Origin of the sequence: Pseudoalteromonas luteoviolacea NCIMB 1944, from assembly GCF_001625565.1 — a bacterium.
Taxonomy (GTDB): domain Bacteria; phylum Pseudomonadota; class Gammaproteobacteria; order Enterobacterales; family Alteromonadaceae; genus Pseudoalteromonas; species Pseudoalteromonas luteoviolacea_F.
Genome location: NZ_AUXS01000097.1, coordinates 209,414 through 227,672, shown reverse-complemented (window position 1 = coordinate 227,672; position 18,259 = coordinate 209,414). Strand labels below are relative to the sequence as shown.

Here is an 18,259-nt window from a genome sequence, read left to right as displayed (position 1 = left end):
TTTAAAATATAAGAAAGGTGAAGGTTTATAATAAATTAATAAAAATAGATTTGACTTTTTAAACACCCATATAAATAAACTCATACAAATTAAAATAGAATATTAACTCAACCAACAGAAAGAACCAAAACAAGAGACTGTACCTACAAAGGTTAAAAAATTATGTCGTAAAAATGAATAGACACTGGTGAATAGATTAATTTAGAAATATTATATAAAGTATAATTTTATACTTTTATGTACACCTACATTTTTGTGTAAACATTTCCATTTTTTCAAGTAACCACATAAGGTACAAACATAAAAACCCGAATAAAGTGCACCTTTTTACAACAATTAAGTTTTGGTTACGCTCAAAAAAACAAAAATATTTCCTATAGGTGCATGTCAATTCGGCTTATATGAAATAATACGCGCATCTATTCTTTGCGAAAAAAAAGAATGGTGCCGTCAGTGAGCAATAAAATTGTCATACTCAAATACGAAGTGTATTTTTCATGCACCTTTTTAGCCACAACGTGAGTCGTTATCCACTTACCTGATCATGAAACATGTTTAATTAGAGTTTTTTGTAATACCACAAACAGGAAACAACTATGAATTGTCAGGTTTTGCAAACCTCTGAACATCACTGTAGTTACAGAAACTGACGCAGCTATAAAGAGGAAGAAGCGTGTTGAAACCAAGGAATGAGCAGTTCTATTTACTACAATTAGAAAGCCAAATATACATCAAAGCGCACTTATCCATTCCCTCACTGTGCGCATAGCGGACAAAACACTCTACAAAATCGAACTATATGTCCATATTTTTCGGTTTTACGCCGCTGTTCTTTAAAACTACCATCTAACTTAAGCATTGTCTTAATTTCACCTTAATGGAGTTTCATACCGTGGCTCAATTGCTCAATTCAACCACATATGATATTGGCGGATTGACCGTCAACCGACTACTACCGCATATGAAAAAGCGCATGGTTGGCCCATTTATCTTTTTCGATCATATGGGCCCAACAAGCTTTCCTGTCGGTGAAGGCATTGAAGTTCAACCTCACCCCCATATCGGTTTATCGACACTAACCTATTTAATCGAAGGCCAAATACTACACCGAGATTCACTGGGCAATTGTATTGAAATCACCCCCGGCGATGTCAACTGGATGACTGCAGGTAAAGGAATAGTGCATTCAGAAAGAGAAAGCTTTGAAACTCGGGCTAGCCAGCATAATCTGAATGGCTTGCAATTGTGGGTCGCATTGCCTGAACATTATAGCGACATAGAGCCTAGCTTTGAGCATATCAGTAGACACGACTTGCCACAGATAACACACAAGGGAGTAATGAAAAGAGTGATCGCCGGAGAAGCGTATGGACTTCAATCACCTATAGCTACTTATTCTCCAATGTTTTATGTCGATATCATCGCGTCAGCACAAAATCAGCTAGAGGTCCCTAATCCGAAGCAAGAAACGGCAATTTATTTGATTTATGGAGAAGTTAAAGTCGCAGGCCAAACCTATAACCCTGGCGACTTTGTGCTACTTGCAGCCTCAGACAAAACCATTTCAGTGTCAAAAAATGCGCGTCTGGTCTTGCTAGGTGGCGATAAATGGGAGAACGTGCCATATATACATTGGAATTTTGTGTCATTTAGTAAAGATCGTATAGAACAAGCGAAGCGAGATTGGCAGCAAGGTGATTTTCCTAGTATTAAGTATGACAATCTTGAGTATGTGCCCTTGCCCACAAAGCGCACTTTGTAAATACACTCAAATCTTATTTAAGGTGAGTTTTTAGCCTATTCAAAAACGGACAACATCATGAGAGAAAAAGTCGAGTTTATTAGTAATGGGAACACCCTTGCGGGCCTGCTTGAGCGCCCGAGCGGCCATATCAAAGCGGTTGCACTTTTCGCTCATTGCTTTACCTGCACAAAAGACATCGCAGCAGCATCGCGTATATCTAGAGCTTTGGTAAAAGAAGGATATGCTGTACTGCGGTTTGATTTTACAGGGCTAGGTAATAGCGATGGCGACTTTGCCAATAGTAACTTTTCATCTAACCTAGATGATTTGTATGCTGCAGCAGAATATTTACGCCAGCGCTTATATGCACCGCAAATTCTCATCGGCCATAGCTTAGGCGGCGCAGCGGTTTTGGCCGCTGCCAACCAAATTGAAGAAGTCAGCGCAGTTGTTACTATTGGAGCCCCCGCCAATGCACACCACGTGGTCCACAATTTTTCAGCGCATGTCGATCAAATCAACCAAACTGGCGAAGCGCAAGTCCAGCTAGGTATGCGTACATTTAGTATAAAAAAACAGTTTTTGGATGACTTAGCAGCCCATAAAACACAGCAAAATACTTTAAATAAAAAGGCGCTCCTAGTAATGCATAGCCCTGTCGACGACGTCGTGAGCATTGAGCAAGCAGAAGCCATTTATTCCAAAGAGAAGCACCCGAAAAGCTTTATATCTTTGGATAGTGCAGACCACTTACTCAGTAAGGCAAGTGATTCTGAATACGCAGCAACTGCGATTTCTGGATGGGTTAGTAAGTACATTACGCCTCATCCTGAGCCCAAAGCTGAAACAGAGGCTGTTGAAAACGGCCATCTAGTCGTAAGTGAAAGAGACCATAAGTTTACCTTAAATGTTGTCAGTGATAGTCATACATGGTTGGCCGATGAGCCGACTCACGTCGGTGGGAAAAATCTTGGACCAGACCCTTATGAGCACTTGTTAGCAGCCCTTGGCACCTGCACTGTGATGACGATGCGCATGTATGCAAATTACAAAAAGCTGCCAGTAAAAGACATTAAAGTGACTTTACACCACCAAAAAAACCATCATCAGGACTGCGATAACTGCGACGACAACAACAGTTACGCTGAGCATATATCACGAGAGATAGAGTTAGAAGGTGACTTAACCTCCGAACAAAAGCAAAAACTCTTGCGCATTGCAGATAAGTGCCCGGTACATAAAACACTGCACAATGAAATTAAAGTTACGACCGAACTAAAAGACACTTATTAGTCGGTGTCTTTCGTTGTTGCTCGCGGAGCACTGAGCGACGCAAGCAACAACTGCTTTGGATGACATTACGTTTCAATCCCGCTCATAACGCTCAAACCACCAAAGGATATACTCTAACTTTTGCTGCAAATATGAGGGCCTAGCGGTCAGCGCGTGGCTCATGTTTGGCATTCTTACCATCGCTGTGTCGATATTTTGTAACTTAAGCGCTTGGTAAAATTGCTCCGTTTCAGAAATTGGTGTTCGGTAATCCGCCTCCCCTGTCATTAACAAACTCGGGGTTTTTATATTATCCATGTATGTTATAGGGGAATGCTTTAAATAATGCGCTGTATTTTCCCAAGGTTTGCCATTAAACCAATATTGCGTAAACATCGGGTAAAAGTCAGACGTCAACACAAAACTATATAAATTTACCGCTGGCTTCATTATGGCCGCAGCAGCAAACCGCTGTGTCTTACCTAACATCCAAGTTGCTATCATACCGCCCCCTGAGCCGCCCATAACGTACTGTCGCTTTTCGTCAATAAAACCACGCTCAATCAAGTACTCTACACCACTGGTTAAATCATCATGCTCATGATTGGGAAAGTTATTGTGGATCAGCTGCGCAAATTCGTTGCCATATGAATCACTGCCTCTTGGATTCATATACAGAACCACGTAGCCTTTTGCCGCAAGCACCTGTAGCTCTGCTGTAAAATGCGGTCCATAGTTGGCCATCGGTCCGCCATGTATTTCTAGCACTAAAGGGTATTTTTTATTTTTGTCAAAACTTGGCGGATAAATAACCCACCCCTGTATTGGGCGGTTATCATGTCCCGAATTAACCCATAGCTCTTCAACTTTACCAAGCTTAATGTTATCCAGAAAAGTTCCATTAAAATCGCTGATTTTATCTACCGTTCTTCCCTGTAGAGTAGCTAATTCAGGCGGTCTTTGAGTATCAGCCAATGAAAATGCCACCATACCATTTCCGGCAACATCAAATTCCCCTCCAGCATATGGGCGACCCGAAGTCATGTTCCCCAACTGCTCAGTCAGCACTCTAAAATCACCTTTTAATCCGCTGTAACCGAGATGTGTTTTTCCTTGATTGTCATAGCTGAAATAAATACCGGAGCTGTCGTATTTCCACTGTAATTGTGAAACGCTCCTATCAAGCCCCGTAGTCAGCGCTTTGGTTTCACCACTTCGCAAATCCTTGATATACAGCTCTTTGTTTTGATAAATCATGCCGTTGTCATCATAGCCAATAAAAGCCAGATAACGACCATCGGGTGATACTGTTGGCATATCGTCTGGGCCCTTACGCTCAACAACGCCAGAAATCTTATGTGTTGCTAAATCCAAATAATAAATATTGGTATTGAAATGTGAGAGCGCCGGTTCTGCGTAACGTTTAGCGGACAAATAAATACCGCGTCCGTCCTTTGCAAAACTGAGTTTACCAGTATGACTATACTTACCTGAAGTAATCTGCTTAGGGGAAGACTCTCTCACTGATTGCATGAATATTTGACTCGCACCCGATTTCAAATATCCCGTACCATCAAGTCGATATCGAGTAGATTGGATCAGTTTTGGCTCAGGGGCCCAGTTCGCATTGTGTGGCTTTGAGGATAGTGGTATTGGCGAGTTTATCCGCTGTTCAACAAACATCGTAAATGCAACCGATTGATTGTCTGGTGACCAAGTTAAGTTATTCGGTATACCCTCATACCACTGGGTATAAGTCAATTGACCACTTTCGAGGTCTTTAAAGTGAATACGTGCCTTATTGCCTTCTTTGCTTGCAATATAGGCCAGCGTATTTTGATCTGGGCTGAGAGACGGTGCGAAACTGGTATAGGTCCCTGTATCCACAGGCTGTAGTGTTTGTGTGGCATTGTGGTAAAACCATACTTGGCTTAGTTTTTTATCATTGACTCTATCAAACTGGTTTTTTACGAAATAGATATCGTTTCGGCTGTCTGATATATCAATCTGATCAACATACTTAAGCTCAAAGTAATCTTCAGGCTGTAAATACTTTTCACTGCTTGCTTGGGTCATAAATGTATTAAGCGCACAGGTTGTTGCAACACATAAGGTTACAATCACATTCGTTTTTTTCATAGTTTTTCCTCCTGTGCCTTCTTTGTATAACGGCCTGAGCCATCCATCCAGTGAACAAACTCTTTTATCAGGAAACCGTCAGGAGAAATACAATTAAAAACATATAAAGCAGAAGGTTACACTCTGATTGAAACAAAAAACTAAGTGTCTAATATATAACTATATGACCCAATAAACGTATATTAATCAACCACAGTAACTTCTATAAATGCTTTGATTGCTATATCTTTGTGCAAATAACTATTCGAGACTGAGTTGCGCTTCGTTCAGATCTAGGGGGTAGACTTTAGATATTTTATCTTCTTTGGTACATTTCGTAGCCACTTTATTTGAGCCAACGCTTATTGAATTTCGACAAGTTACAAATTGCGCTTTCAAACCAAATTTACGTTTGTAATGCGCAACCACTTTGTCTATTTTATGTTGCATCTGAGGCGTTGCCTTGACATAGAGCGCATCATAAAAATTTACCCACTCTTCAATACCGGACTCGGCAGCCACACCTAGCCACCCCATACCAATTATCGTTGACTGTTCAACGTACTGGCCTTTTAAAAACATAAATGCCAAGTAATATTGTGCATCCTTATAGCCCCATGTAGCGAGCTCACTAAGCGCCTCAAATGCCTCTGGATATGCTTTTTGATGGTAGAGCTTGATACCCTTTGTTTCCTGCTTATGAATCGCATCAATATCTTTAATAATGGCGCGATTAGATTGGCACGCAGGTAGTAGTGTGATCAATACAATTAGAAGAAGTAACTTCTGTATCATGATAGACGTCCGGTCAATTTAATAATAAGAATTATAATTTGAGTCAGGATAACTCGTTGCAATCAAAAGAGTAAAAACGAATAAAGTGTTAAATATAGCAGTCTAAAAATAAAAAAGCGGCGGGACACACCCCCACCGCTTTATTCAACACACTCTCTTCTTTCGAAGATAAAGGAACATAAGTATGCGAATACTTTGAATATTAACGATATTTTATGACAAAATAACGAAAACACTCGAATTTTTTTAAAGTCGAATACCGCCGTCAATTTCAACAACTCGACCTGTAAAGAACTCATTTTCAATGATAAATTGTGCCGTGTGGGCTATTTCTTGCGCTTCGCCTAAACGGCCAACAGGCTTCATCTTAACCAGACGCTCTTTCGCTTCAGGCTTCATCGCATCAGTCATCTTAGTGCGAATAACACCAGGTGCAATTGCGCCGACACGAATACCATAGCGACCTAACTCTTTCGCCCATGTTGTCGTCATTGCTACTACACCCGCTTTTGCTGCCGAGTAGTTAGTTTGGCCGATATTACCCGCACGCGCCACGCTGGACATGTTAATAATAACGCCACCTTGATCTGCCTCAATCATTTTAACAGCCGCTTCTCGTCCGCACAGGAATACACCAGTGAGATTCACATCCATTAAAGACTGGAATTGATCAAGAGACATCTTTTTAACCACTTCACCGTCTTTTACTTTTACAAACAATCCATCACGTAAAATGCCCGCGTTGTTGATCAGTACAGATAACGAGCCAAAATCTTCAACGATTTTATCAAATACTTCTTCTACATTGCTCTCGATACTGACATTCGCAACATAAGTTCTAACGGTTACATCAAATTGGCTAAGTTCTTCTACTGCTTCTTGCAAAACTTCTTCTTGCATATCAACAAGCGCTAGATTTGCGCCCAAACTTGCCATTTTATGTGCCATTGCAAGACCTAAGCCCTGTGCACCACCTGTAATTACAACCGTTTTATTTTCTACATTCATAACTAAATTTTAAACCTTTACGTTTTAAGACTTTTCAGAGAAAAGTTTAAATATCGCACTAAAATCTTCCGCCCCTTTGCCTTGGTTTTGCATTAGGTTATAAAGATTTTTAGCCAGTGCGCCCATTGGGGTGGCTGAATTTGTCTGCTGAGCGGCTTGCATTGCAAGTCCTAAGTCTTTTGCCATCAAATCCACCATAAAGCCCGGTTTGTACTCATTTGAAGAAGGAACATTGTCCAGTACATTCGGGCATGGGTTATACACTTCAAGTGTCCAATTGCGCCCAGAGCTATTGAGCATAATCTCACTCAATACTTTGGGGTCTAAGCCGTGATCTACACCCATTTGGAGTGCTTCGCTGGTCCCTGCCATTAAGATTGACAGCAGCATGTTATTACAAATTTTTGCGACCTGCCCGGCACCTATGTCCCCAGCGTGATAGATATTTTTACCCATATCCTTCAACACTGTGTGCGCTTTGGCAAAATCTTCGTCGCGTCCACCTACAATGAAAGTCAACGTCCCAGCAGCAGCTCCGGCCACACCCCCAGACACTGGTGCATCAACAAAAGACACGCCTGCATTTGCCAGCTCTTTACCAACAAATTGGGCGGACTCTGCGTCTATTGTCGAACAGTCAATAACCAGTGCCGACTTACTAAGGTAGTTGATTAATCCATCTTCGCCAGTATAAATTGAGCGAACATGTTTGCCAGCTGGCAACATGCTGATCACAAAGTCTGCACCTGTACAGGTATCAGATACTTTTGTGGCGGCGCTAGCACCTTGTTCAACTAGTTGATTTACAACTTCTTCATTAAGGTCAAATACCGTCACACTGTGACCAGCTTTCACTAAGTTTGCGGCCATTGGGCCACCCATATTACCTAGGCCAATAAATCCAACTTTTGCCATTTTTATTTCCTTACATAGTTGCCAATGGGTGGTTTTTGTCATCCCACTTAGGTACAAAGAAGCTCTCAATCACATCACCGTCTACATCAGCAATGGATTTAAAGCGCCAGTTTGGTTTGCCATCTTTATCTATCAATAATGCACGCACGCCCTCTTGAAATTCACCCACCTCTCCACAGTGAACGGACATCGCCAGCTCTTGTGAAAAACAAGCTTTTAAAGATTGGCCCGCAAGGCGCTTAAGTTGTTCACTGACTAATACGGCACTCAGCGGTGAGCCGTGTTTTAGGCCCGCCTGAGCTTTGCTCAGCCATTTGTTTTCGCTGCTGTCAATGGACAAAATATGTTCTACTTGCGCAGATAAATTTGGCAAATCCACTAGCTTCTTAATCTCATTTGCTAGCGGCTTAAGCGCGCTACTAGGCAGTGAGTGAGCGCCCTCTTCAATTGACAATAATAGTTGTGTCAATTTATCGTGATTCAGCACATTGGTTTTACCCCAATTTACTTCACTTAAGTTATGCAACAAGATGTCAAAGTGATCAGCATTGATAAAGTGATCTGCCAGACCAACAAACTTAGCGTCATTGGCATTCACAGAAGCGCCTGTTAAACCTAAAAACAGGCCAACACCTTCTGGCATTTTATTTAAGAAATAAGAGCCGCCCACATCTGGATATAAACCGATGGTGATTTCAGGCATGGCAATACGCGACGTTTCTGTTACCACACGGTGACTAGCCCCGGCCATCAGGCCCATACCGCCCCCCATAATGATGCCATTACCCCAAAGTAGAATAGGCTTATCATAATTATGGATTTGGTAATCGAGTTTGTACTCTTCGCTAAAGAAAGTTTCGAGGAAGTTATTTCCATCGTCGGCTGCCATCGCTTTATATAAACTGACAACATCGCCGCCAGCACAGAAGGCCTTATCACCCGACCCTCTCAGTACCACCATCGCAATGCTGTCATCGGCCGACCATTCACTCAACTGAGGAGCCAGTAAGCGGATCATGTCTAAATTTAGCGCGTTCAGCGCTTTTGGCGCATTTAAGGTCGCAATTGCGACCTTCATGTCGTTATTACAGTGCGCCAATTGAAACACGACCGGCGCGTCTTCTTGGTTTAGTAACTGTAATTCAACCATTAGCCATTCACCCAATTTGCTTTACGCTTTTCTAAGAATGCGTTGACGCCTTCTTTTTGATCTTGTGTATCAAATAAAGTTACGAATAACTCACGCTCTAACGGCAGTGCACTATCGATGGTACCTGTACGGCCTTTTTGGATAAGTGACTTACACGCAGTAACTGCAACAGGACTTTGATCTTCTACTTTTGTTGCAAGCTCTAAAGCCGCTTCTAGTGCCTGACCTTGCTCAACAACTTCTTCAACTAAGCCAATTTTTTCTGCTTTGTCAGCTTTAAGGCGCTCACCGCATAAAATCATGCGCTTCGCCCAACCTTCACCGACCAACCAGGATAGATTCTGGGTACCACCAGCACAAGGAAGTAAGCCCACTTTTGCCTCTGGTAACGCCATTTGTGCTTGCGCCTCTGCGATACGAATATCACACGCCAACGCGACTTCTAGACCGCCACCCATTGCAAAGCCATTAATCGCTGCAATCGATACGCCTCGGAAGTTGCTCAGAGTTTCAAATGCTTCGCCAAAGACGCGTGACATGTCAGCCGCAACACCTTTGTCACCATCTGCAAATACATTCAAATCAGCGCCTGCTGAGAAGAACTTTTCACCTTCACCTGTGATAACAAGAGAGTAAATCTCTTTGTCCGCGTTTAGTTCATTAACCAGCTCTTTTAAGCCAACCAATGTATCACGCGTCCAAGTATTCGCGGGTGGATTAGACATAGTTACAATTGCAATGTGACCACGTTTTTCAAGTTTTAATTGTGCAGACATTTATTCGCTCCTTATAAAACGCTTGCAGCGCCTTCAGCTAAAATTCGACGGGCAATGATCACACGCATGATCTCATTTGTGCCCTCTAAGATTTGGTGAACGCGTACATCACGTAAATGGCGCTCAAGTGGGTACTCTTTGATATAACCATAACCACCATGGATTTGCAGGGCATCATCACACACTTTAGTACCTACATCGGTTGCAAAGCGCTTTGCCATCGCACAGTAAGTGGTTTTTTCAGGATCATTGCTATCCAGTTTAAATGCTGCCAAACGCACCATTTGTCGTGCCGCAACAAGTTCGGTATTCATATCAGCAATTTTAAATTGTAATGCTTGGAAAGCAGCCAGTGGCTTGCCAAATTGCTGACGCTCTTGCATGTATTCTTTGGCAGTATTCAACGCCTGTTGCGCAGTACCAATTGAACAAGTTGCGATATTAATGCGGCCACCATCTAGGCCTTGCATGGCAAATTTGAACCCTTCGCCTTCTTTGCCCATCAAGTTCGCAGCGGGAATTCTAACGTCTTCAAAAGTGATCAAACGAGTCGGCTGTGCATTCCAACCCATTTTCTCTTCGGCTTTACCATAAATAACACCAGCGGCATCAGCTGGAACAACAAACGCAGAGATCCCTTTTGGGCCATCCTCACCGGTACGCGCCATAACCACTAAAACATCTGTTTCGCCCGCGCCCGAGATAAACATTTTCGACCCGTTCAGGATATACTCATCGCCTTCTAATACGGCTTTAGTTTTCAGTGATGCAGCGTCTGAACCTGAACCTGGTTCAGTTAAGCAATATGATGCAAGCAACTCACCCATAACCAGCTGGTCCATATACTGATTTTTCACTTCGTCAGTACCAAAGCTTGCAATCATCCACGTCGCCATATTGTGGATAGTCAACATCGCAGTTGTCGCTGTACAACCCATAGACAGCTGCTCAAAAATAATACTTGAGTCAAGGCGAGATAAGCCTAAACCACCCGCCTCTTCTGGCGTGTAAAGGCCACAAAAACCAAGCTCGCCTGCTTGTTTGATAACATCTTTAGGAAAAATATGCTCTTGGTCCCAGCGCGCTGCATTAGGAGCAAGTTCGGTCATAGCAAATTGGTAAGCGGTTTCGGCGAATGCCTGTTGATCTTCGTTCAGATTAAAGTCCATAAAAGACCTCTCTTGTTGTCGTATCAAGTGATATACATCACTTGTTTTTATTCTTGTTGCACCTGATCTGCGTCAGGCGGTACTACTAAAAGCCCAGCATAGGTACTGGGCTTTGGGATTTTGCAGAATTAACGTAGGTTAATACTCATATTTGGGCCAGTGACTGCTTCATCAGCAAACCAGCGAGATGTGATTGTCTTAGTTTCAGTATAGAAACGCACACCTTGTTTGCCGTATGTGTGAACATCACCATAGAAAGAGTTTTTCCAACCTGTGAATGAGAAGAAAGGCAACGGCACAGGAATTGGGATATTAATACCTACCTGACCAACCTGAATTTCTTGTTGGAATTTACGTGCAGCTGCACCACTTGCTGTAAATAGTGAAACACCATTTCCATAAGGGCTGTTATTGACAAGCGTAATCGCCTCTTCAAGGGTATCAACAAATACACAGTTTAGTACTGGACCAAAGATTTCCTCTTTGTAAATGTCCATGTCTGTTGTCACATTGGTAAATAATGTAGGGCCTACCCAGTTACCTTTTTCGTAACCTTCAACTGTAAAATCAGAACCATCTAGCAGACAAGTTGCACCTTGTGCTTTACCCGACTCAATCAAAGACAAAATACGAGCCTTTGCAGCTGCTGAAGTCTGTGGACCGTATGCTGCTTCAGGATCATTCCAGATACCTGGACGAACCTTTTCAAGACCCGCTTTTAAATCATCAACCCACTCTTGAGACTTACCAACAAATACAGCGACCGAAATACCCATACAACGCTGACCTGCCGCACCCACTGATGCACCAACTAGGTTGTTGATAGTCTGCTGTTTGCTAGCATCTGGCATGATCACCATATGGTTTTTAGCACCTACACATGCTTGAACACGCTTTAGGTTTTCAGTGCCTTTGCTGTAAATATATTGACCAACACCACACGAACCAACAAATGATACGGCGCGAATTTCCGGCGCTTCTAAAATTTGGTCTACTTGGTCTTTACCACCGTGAACAACTTGCAGTACGCCTTTTGGTGCACCTGCTTCTTCGAATAGCTCGACTAAGCGCATCGGCGTCAATGGATCTTGCTCAGATGGTTTAAGTACAAATGTGTTACCGCACACAATCGCCATAGGGAACATCCATAATGGGATCATTGCCGGGAAGTTGAACGGTGTAATACCAGCACAAACACCTAGAGGCTGGATGTACGAGTAAGTATCGATATTGCGAGCAACATTTTCTACTGTCTCACCCATCATCATGGCAGGCGCATTAGCGGCTTGTTCAACTACTTCAATACCACGCCAAACGTCACCTTTTGCATCTTCAAATGTTTTGCCAAGCTCATGACAAATAATGGTAGCGATTTCTTCTTGGTGCTCTTTTAACAGTGCTGCATATCGCATCATGATACGTGCACGCTCTGGTACAGGTACATTTTTCCATGTTTGGAAGGCTTCTTGAGCAGAATTAATTGCTGCTTGTACTTCTTGTGACGTAGCGCAAGGTACCTGTGCAAGTACTTCTTGATTTGCTGGATTAACAACGTCTAACCATTTGTCAGACTGCGACTGTGTGAATTCACCGTTGATGTATAATGGTACCTGGTGCATTTTGCACTCCTCCCCAAAAAAACTGAAAGTAGCGCCGCGTTAAAAGTTAGTATTGTTGCGGCGCTTGACGATTTAAACTTCTACTGCGAGTGCAACCGCCTCACCACCACCAATACATAGTGATGCAACGCCTTTAGATAGGCCGCGATTGCGAAGTGCGTGGATTAGTGTCACCAAAATACGTGCGCCACTTGCACCAATTGGATGACCTAGTGCACACGCACCGCCGTTAACATTGACTTTAGCGCTATCTAGCTGCATTTCGTTGATTGCAAGCATAGTTACCATAGCGAATGCTTCGTTGATTTCCCAAAGGTCGACATCTTCTTTTGACCAACCTGCTTTATCAAGCAACGAGTTCATAGCGCCAACAGGAGCAATAGTGAACTCAGCTGGAGCCTGAGAGTGTGTTGCGTGTGCAACAATCTTACATAAAGGCGTAAGACCGTGTGCTTTTGCTTCTGATTCGCTCATTAGGATCAGTGCCGCTGCACCATCTGAAATAGACGACGAGTTAGCTGCTGTGATAGTGCCATCTTTTTTGAAAGCTGGACGAAGTGAAGGGATTTTATCTGGACGTGCATTACCTGGCTGTTCATCCGTTGTTACCTCTACATCACCTTTTCGCGTTGAAATGATGTGTGGGATAACTTCGTTATCAAAACTGCCACTTTCAATTGCCGCGTTTGCCTTACTCAAAGAGTTAAGCGCAAATTCGTCCATATTTTCACGAGTGATGCCATATTGATCCGCAGTGTCTTGGGCAAAACAACCCATTGCTTTTTTATCATATGCATCTTCAAGACCATCTGCCATCATGTGGTCAATAACTTGGTTATGACCCATGCGCATACCACCACGAGCGTTAGGCATGAAATATGGTGCATTTGTCATGCTCTCCATACCACCTGCAACCGCAGTTTTTATACTACCTGATTTGATCAAGTCATGAGCGAACATTGCTGCTTTTAGACCTGAACCACATACCTTATTGATAGTTGTTGCACCTGTAGAACGTGCAAGACCTGCGTGCAGCGTCGCTTGACGCGCTGGCGCTTGACCTAAACCTGCTGGTAAAACACATCCCATGATAACTTCATCGATGCTGGCATCCGATAAACCAGTATCATTCATGACAGCTTTGATTGCAGTTGCACCTAGATCAGTCGCGGACGCGCCTGAAAGGCTACCCATAAACCCACCCATAGGTGTACGTTTTGCTGCTACGATGACTACGGCTTCGTTACTCATTTAAAACTCCTGTTAACAAGCAAATTGCTTGCTTTTAGTAATCTCTTACGTCGAGCATACCTAAAATTTACGTTTACGCCAACGTAAATCTAAAAACAAGCGCTTTGCGATTTTCAAAAATGTAAAGTTTACTTGCACAGCTGTGTTGCCAAGTTGGCAGTTTACTGCGCATTCCCTTGCTATATCCCATGTCGAAGAGCTAATTAACAAAGCATATAGTGCCTTATGCGAGCTAAAAGTAGTTCAAGATCCAGATTTTGCATATGCGACTAAAGCATGATGCAAAAACGACACTTTACCTTTACGTAAACTTCACTTATATTGGTCTAATCAGTTTCGAAGTAAGTGTGTAAATAATGCAAGACACCAATAAAGAACCAACCTACTCAATAAGCGAACTCGCTAAGGAGTTTGACATTACCACACGAAGTATTCGTTTTTATGAAGATCAAGGATTACTTTCGCCAGAGCGTAATGGTCAGACCCGTATATATTCAAAGCGAGACAAAGTGCGTCTTAAACTTATTCTGCGCGGTAAGCGACTAGGTTTTACGCTTGCCGAAACTGGCAGATTGTTTGAGTTATACGATGCAGATAAATCCAGTGAAAAACAGCTCCATACCATGTTGCAATTAATAGAAGAGAAAAAAGCCGACCTGAGTCAACAAATGGATGACATTAAGGTGGTGTTGATGGAACTAGTTACTGCTGAAAGACGTTGCCTCGATACTTTAAAAGAATTACAAGACTAATCAATACACAAATTTGTTTGCTGGGGCGTCTGCCAAAACCCGCCTCAGCAACCCGCAAGGGTGACAACACAAACCCTCACACAGGATGACAACAAGATGAGCACAGTATCACTATATAAAGAACTCAATTTTGGACTTGGTGAAACCGCAGATATGATCCGAGATCATGTCAATAATTTTGCTACTAGCGAAATTGCGCCACTGGCAGAAAAAACCGACCATGACAACGCATTTCCAAATGAGCTATGGCCAAAGTTTGGCGAAATGGGCTTGCTCGGTATCACTGTGCCCGAAGAATTTGGCGGTGCAAATATGGGCTACCTTGAGCACGTTATCGCAATGGAAGAGATCAGCCGATCAAGTGCATCAATTGGCTTGAGCTACGGCGCACACTCTAACCTTTGTGTAAACCAGATAAACCGCAACGGCAATCAAGCACAAAAAGAAAAATATTTGCCAAAGTTGATCAGCGGTGAGCACATCGGCGCACTGGCTATGAGTGAGCCAAACTCAGGGTCAGACGTTGTTTCTATGAAGTTAAAAGCAGAAAAAAAAGGCGACAAGTACGTTTTAAATGGCAATAAAATGTGGATCACCAATGGTCCAGATGCGGACGTTTTTGTGATTTACGCGAAAACAGATTTAAATGCAGGCCCTCGCGGTATTACAGCATTTATCGTTGAACGTGATTTCCCTGGCTTTTCTACAGCTCAAAAGCTCGATAAATTAGGCATGCGCGGCTCCAATACCTGCGAACTGGTATTTGAAGACTGTGAAGTACCGGAAGAAAATATCTTAGGCACATTGAACGAAGGTGTTAAGGTTCTAATGAGCGGCCTAGACTACGAGCGCGTCGTACTTGCCGGTGGCCCACTAGGCATTATGCAAGCGTGTATGGATGTGGTTGTACCTTATATTCATGAACGTCAGCAGTTCAATCAGTCAATTGGTGAGTTCCAGCTTGTTCAAGGCAAAATTGCCGACATGTACACTCAAATGAATGCCGCCCGTTCATACGTATACACAGTAGCAAAAGCATGTGACCGCGGTGAAACAACACGAAAAGATGCCGCTGGTGCGATTTTATATGCTGCAGAGCTGGCTACCAAACTTGCACTAGATGCCATTCAGCTACTAGGTGGTAATGGTTATATCAACGAATACCCTACTGGTCGCCTATTGCGTGATGCCAAACTCTATGAAATTGGCGCAGGTACTTCGGAAATACGCCGCATGCTAATTGGTCGTGAGCTATTTAACGAAAGCCGTTAAGGAGAAGTGCCATGACAGTATTAAATTCTTCTGTTAATACGCACGACCAACAGTTTAAAGACAACCATGACGCCATGGCGTCATTGGTTGACGATTTAAATGACAAGGTCGCAAATTTAAGCCAAGGTGGCGGCGAAGCCCTCATTGCTCGCCATCAAAGTCGCGGAAAACTGTTTGTCCGTGACAGAATAGATACACTACTCGACGAAGGTTCACCGTTTTTAGAAATTTCCCAATTTGCTGCATTTGGCGTATATGAGCAAGATATTCCATGTGCCGGGGTTGTTGCAGGTATTGGCCGTGTCAAAGGTGTCGAGTGTATGATTGTCGGCAACGATGCAACTGTAAAAGGCGGTACTTACTTCCCGCTCACGGTTAAAAAGCATCTAAGAGCGCAAGAAATTGCGGAGCGCTGTCATCTTCCCTGTATCTATTTAGTCGACTCTGGCGGTGCTAACCTGCCAGAACAAGATGAAGTATTTCCAGACAAGCTACATTTTGGTCGCATCTTCTATAATCAAGCACGTATGTCTGCTAAAGGCATTCCACAAATTGCAGTGGTTATGGGCTTATGTACTGCAGGTGGTGCTTATGTGCCAGCAATGGCAGACGAAAGCATCATAGTCAAAGAACAAGGCACGATATTTTTAGCGGGTCCTCCTTTAGTAAAAGCGGCGACCGGCGAAGAAGTAAGTGCAGAAGACTTGGGCGGTGCGGATGTGCACTGTAAAGTATCCGGTGTTGCCGATCATTACGCTGAAAACGACGAGCACGCGCTGTCAATTGCCCGCCAATGTATCGAACGACTTAACCATCAACGCCCAACTCAACCAATTCTAAAAGATATTAAACCCCCTCGATATGATATTCGTGAAATCTACGGCATCGTTGGAACCGATCTGAAAAAGCCTTTCGACGTTCGTGAAGTGATTGCACGTATTGTCGATGACTCTCAATTTGATGAGTTCAAACGTTACTTTGGTGAAACTTTGGTAACTGGCTTTGCAGAAATATTTGGCCGCCCAGTTGGTATCGTCGCAAATAATGGCATTCTCTTTTCTGAGTCTGCACAAAAAGGCGCTCACTTTATTCAACTATGTGCACAGCGTGATATCCCGCTACTATTTTTACAAAACATTACAGGGTTTATGGTCGGCCAAAAATACGAAGCCGAAGGTATTGCTAAACACGGTGCCAAAATGGTGACCGCGGTGTCATGTGCTGACGTGCCCAAGTTTACCGTGCTTATAGGCGGGTCATATGGCGCTGGTAACTACGGCATGTGCGGACGTGCATACGAACCTACCATGATGTGGATGTGGCCAAATTCCCGCATCTCTGTGATGGGCGGTGAGCAAGCAGCTGGTGTATTAACACAAGTGCGTCAAGATGGCTTAGCGCGCAAAGGCCAAAGCATGAGCGATGAAGAAGTCGCAGAGTTTAAGAAGCCAATTGTAGAGCAATATGAAAAGCAAGGTCATCCATATTATGCCAGTGCGCGTCTGTGGGATGATGGCATCATCGACCCTGCTGACACACGAAATGTACTTGGGCTTGCGCTAGAAGCGGCTGCAAATGCGCCAAAGCAAGAATCTAAGTTTGGTATTTTCAGAATGTAGGGGGCGTACATGTCTGTCACTTTAAATATTACGAAAAGCAAGGTGGCGATTTTAGAATTAAGTCGCCCTGAAAAACACAATGCGTTTAACGCAGAGATCATCGCAGAACTGATCAAAACCATCGAGTACGCCAATCAACTAGAGATCCGTGCTCTGGTGTTAAAAACCCAAGGCAAACACTTTTCTGCTGGTGCAGATCTCGCTTGGATGAAATCAATGGCGGATAACAACTATGAAGAAAACGTCGCTGATTCTCTAGAGCTGGCCAAACTAATGCAAGTGCTCGCCACATCACCACACCCAACTTTATGCTTGGTTCAAGGGGCTGCTTTTGGTGGAGCTTTAGGTCTGATTGCTTGCTGCGACATTGCCGTTGCGACAGCCAATGCAAAATTCTGTTTAAGTGAAGTGAAATTAGGCCTGATCCCTGCCGTGATCAGCCCATACGTGATCAAAGCAATTGGCGAAAGACAAGCGCGCCGTTATTTTTTAACAGCGGAAGTGTTTGAAGCAAGCAAAGCGCTGGAATTAGGCTTGATCCACGACATTAGTGAAGACCTAGAACACAGCGAAGAGTACTTTATCGAACAGCTATTAAATAACGGCCCTGTTGCAGTAAAAAGTGCCAAGTCGCTAATCAATGAAGTCGCGGGTAAATCCATTGATGAAGGGCTTATCACCCATACAGCCAAGCGAATCGCTGAAATTCGAGTCAGTGAAGAAGGACAGGAAGGTTTGAGTGCCTTTTTTGATAAACGCGCGCCAAATTGGCAACCGACAGCAAGCGAGTAAGGAGTAC

General features: G+C 43.3%; 15 protein-coding genes. 6 read left to right on the top strand and 9 right to left on the bottom strand.

The features are described 5' to 3' along the window. The first annotated feature begins 892 nt into the window (after positions 1-892). Positions 893-1,762, top strand: a complete 870-nt coding sequence (locus N483_RS25975) for a pirin family protein (RefSeq protein ID WP_023400470.1) — start codon at positions 893-895, stop codon at positions 1,760-1,762. Positions 1,763-1,819: 57 nt separating this feature from the next. Beyond that, positions 1,820-3,037 carry an alpha/beta fold hydrolase gene (locus N483_RS25970; protein ID WP_023400469.1) on the top strand — a complete coding sequence of 406 codons (1,218 nt, stop codon included), beginning with the start codon at positions 1,820-1,822 and terminating at the stop codon, positions 3,035-3,037. Between the two features lie 72 nt (positions 3,038-3,109). On the opposite strand, the gene N483_RS25965 is transcribed toward N483_RS25970, so the two are convergent. The 9 genes from N483_RS25965 to N483_RS25925 all read right to left on the bottom strand — a co-directional run bounded on the left by N483_RS25965 (position 3,110) and on the right by N483_RS25925 (position 13,817). After that, positions 3,110-5,155, bottom strand: a complete 2,046-nt coding sequence (locus N483_RS25965) for a S9 family peptidase (protein WP_023400468.1) — start codon at positions 5,153-5,155, stop codon at positions 3,110-3,112. A gap of 240 nt (positions 5,156-5,395) precedes the next feature. Then, on the bottom strand, positions 5,396-5,929 hold the full coding sequence (locus N483_RS25960) for a hypothetical protein (RefSeq protein WP_023400467.1): 534 nt from the start codon (positions 5,927-5,929) through the stop codon (positions 5,396-5,398). A gap of 246 nt (positions 5,930-6,175) precedes the next feature. Continuing rightward, positions 6,176-6,937, bottom strand: a complete 762-nt coding sequence (locus N483_RS25955; protein WP_023400466.1) for an SDR family oxidoreductase — start codon at positions 6,935-6,937, stop codon at positions 6,176-6,178. A 24-nt stretch (positions 6,938-6,961) separates the two neighbouring features. Then, positions 6,962-7,852, bottom strand: coding sequence for a 3-hydroxyisobutyrate dehydrogenase (mmsB, locus tag N483_RS25950; protein WP_023400465.1), 891 nt, complete (start codon positions 7,850-7,852; stop codon positions 6,962-6,964). Positions 7,853-7,862: 10 nt separating this feature from the next. Continuing rightward, a complete protein-coding gene (locus tag N483_RS25945) occupies positions 7,863-9,002 on the bottom strand; it encodes an enoyl-CoA hydratase/isomerase family protein (RefSeq protein ID WP_023400464.1) in 1,140 nt (379 codons plus the stop codon). Next, complete coding sequence (locus N483_RS25940) at positions 9,002-9,778, bottom strand: enoyl-CoA hydratase (RefSeq protein ID WP_023400463.1); 777 nt, start codon at positions 9,776-9,778, stop codon at positions 9,002-9,004. Before N483_RS25940 ends, N483_RS25945 begins: the two co-directional genes overlap by 1 nt. Positions 9,779-9,789: 11 nt before the next feature. Then, a complete protein-coding gene (locus N483_RS25935; protein ID WP_023400462.1) occupies positions 9,790-10,947 on the bottom strand; it encodes an acyl-CoA dehydrogenase family protein in 1,158 nt (385 codons plus the stop codon). Positions 10,948-11,075: 128 nt separating this feature from the next. Then, positions 11,076-12,566 carry a CoA-acylating methylmalonate-semialdehyde dehydrogenase gene (locus tag N483_RS25930; protein WP_023400461.1) on the bottom strand — a complete coding sequence of 497 codons (1,491 nt, stop codon included), beginning with the start codon at positions 12,564-12,566 and terminating at the stop codon, positions 11,076-11,078. Positions 12,567-12,638: 72 nt separating this feature from the next. After that, positions 12,639-13,817: a thiolase family protein gene (locus N483_RS25925; RefSeq protein ID WP_023400460.1), complete on the bottom strand. Its 1,179-nt coding sequence runs from the start codon at positions 13,815-13,817 to the stop codon at positions 12,639-12,641. Between the two features lie 356 nt (positions 13,818-14,173). Between N483_RS25925 and N483_RS25920 the strand changes: the two genes are divergently transcribed. The 4 genes from N483_RS25920 (at position 14,174) to N483_RS25905 (ending at position 18,252) form a co-directional block, all read left to right on the top strand. Continuing rightward, entirely contained in the window at positions 14,174-14,569 is a 396-nt protein-coding gene (locus tag N483_RS25920; protein ID WP_023400459.1) for a MerR family transcriptional regulator, read from the top strand. Between the two features lie 96 nt (positions 14,570-14,665). Then, positions 14,666-15,841, top strand: coding sequence for an isovaleryl-CoA dehydrogenase (locus N483_RS25915; protein WP_023400458.1), 1,176 nt, complete (start codon positions 14,666-14,668; stop codon positions 15,839-15,841). Between the two features lie 11 nt (positions 15,842-15,852). Continuing rightward, positions 15,853-17,460, top strand: a complete 1,608-nt coding sequence (locus tag N483_RS25910) for a carboxyl transferase domain-containing protein (RefSeq protein ID WP_023400457.1) — start codon at positions 15,853-15,855, stop codon at positions 17,458-17,460. A gap of 9 nt (positions 17,461-17,469) precedes the next feature. After that, positions 17,470-18,252, top strand: coding sequence for an enoyl-CoA hydratase-related protein (locus tag N483_RS25905; protein ID WP_023400456.1), 783 nt, complete (start codon positions 17,470-17,472; stop codon positions 18,250-18,252). Positions 18,253-18,259 lie beyond the last annotated feature (7 nt).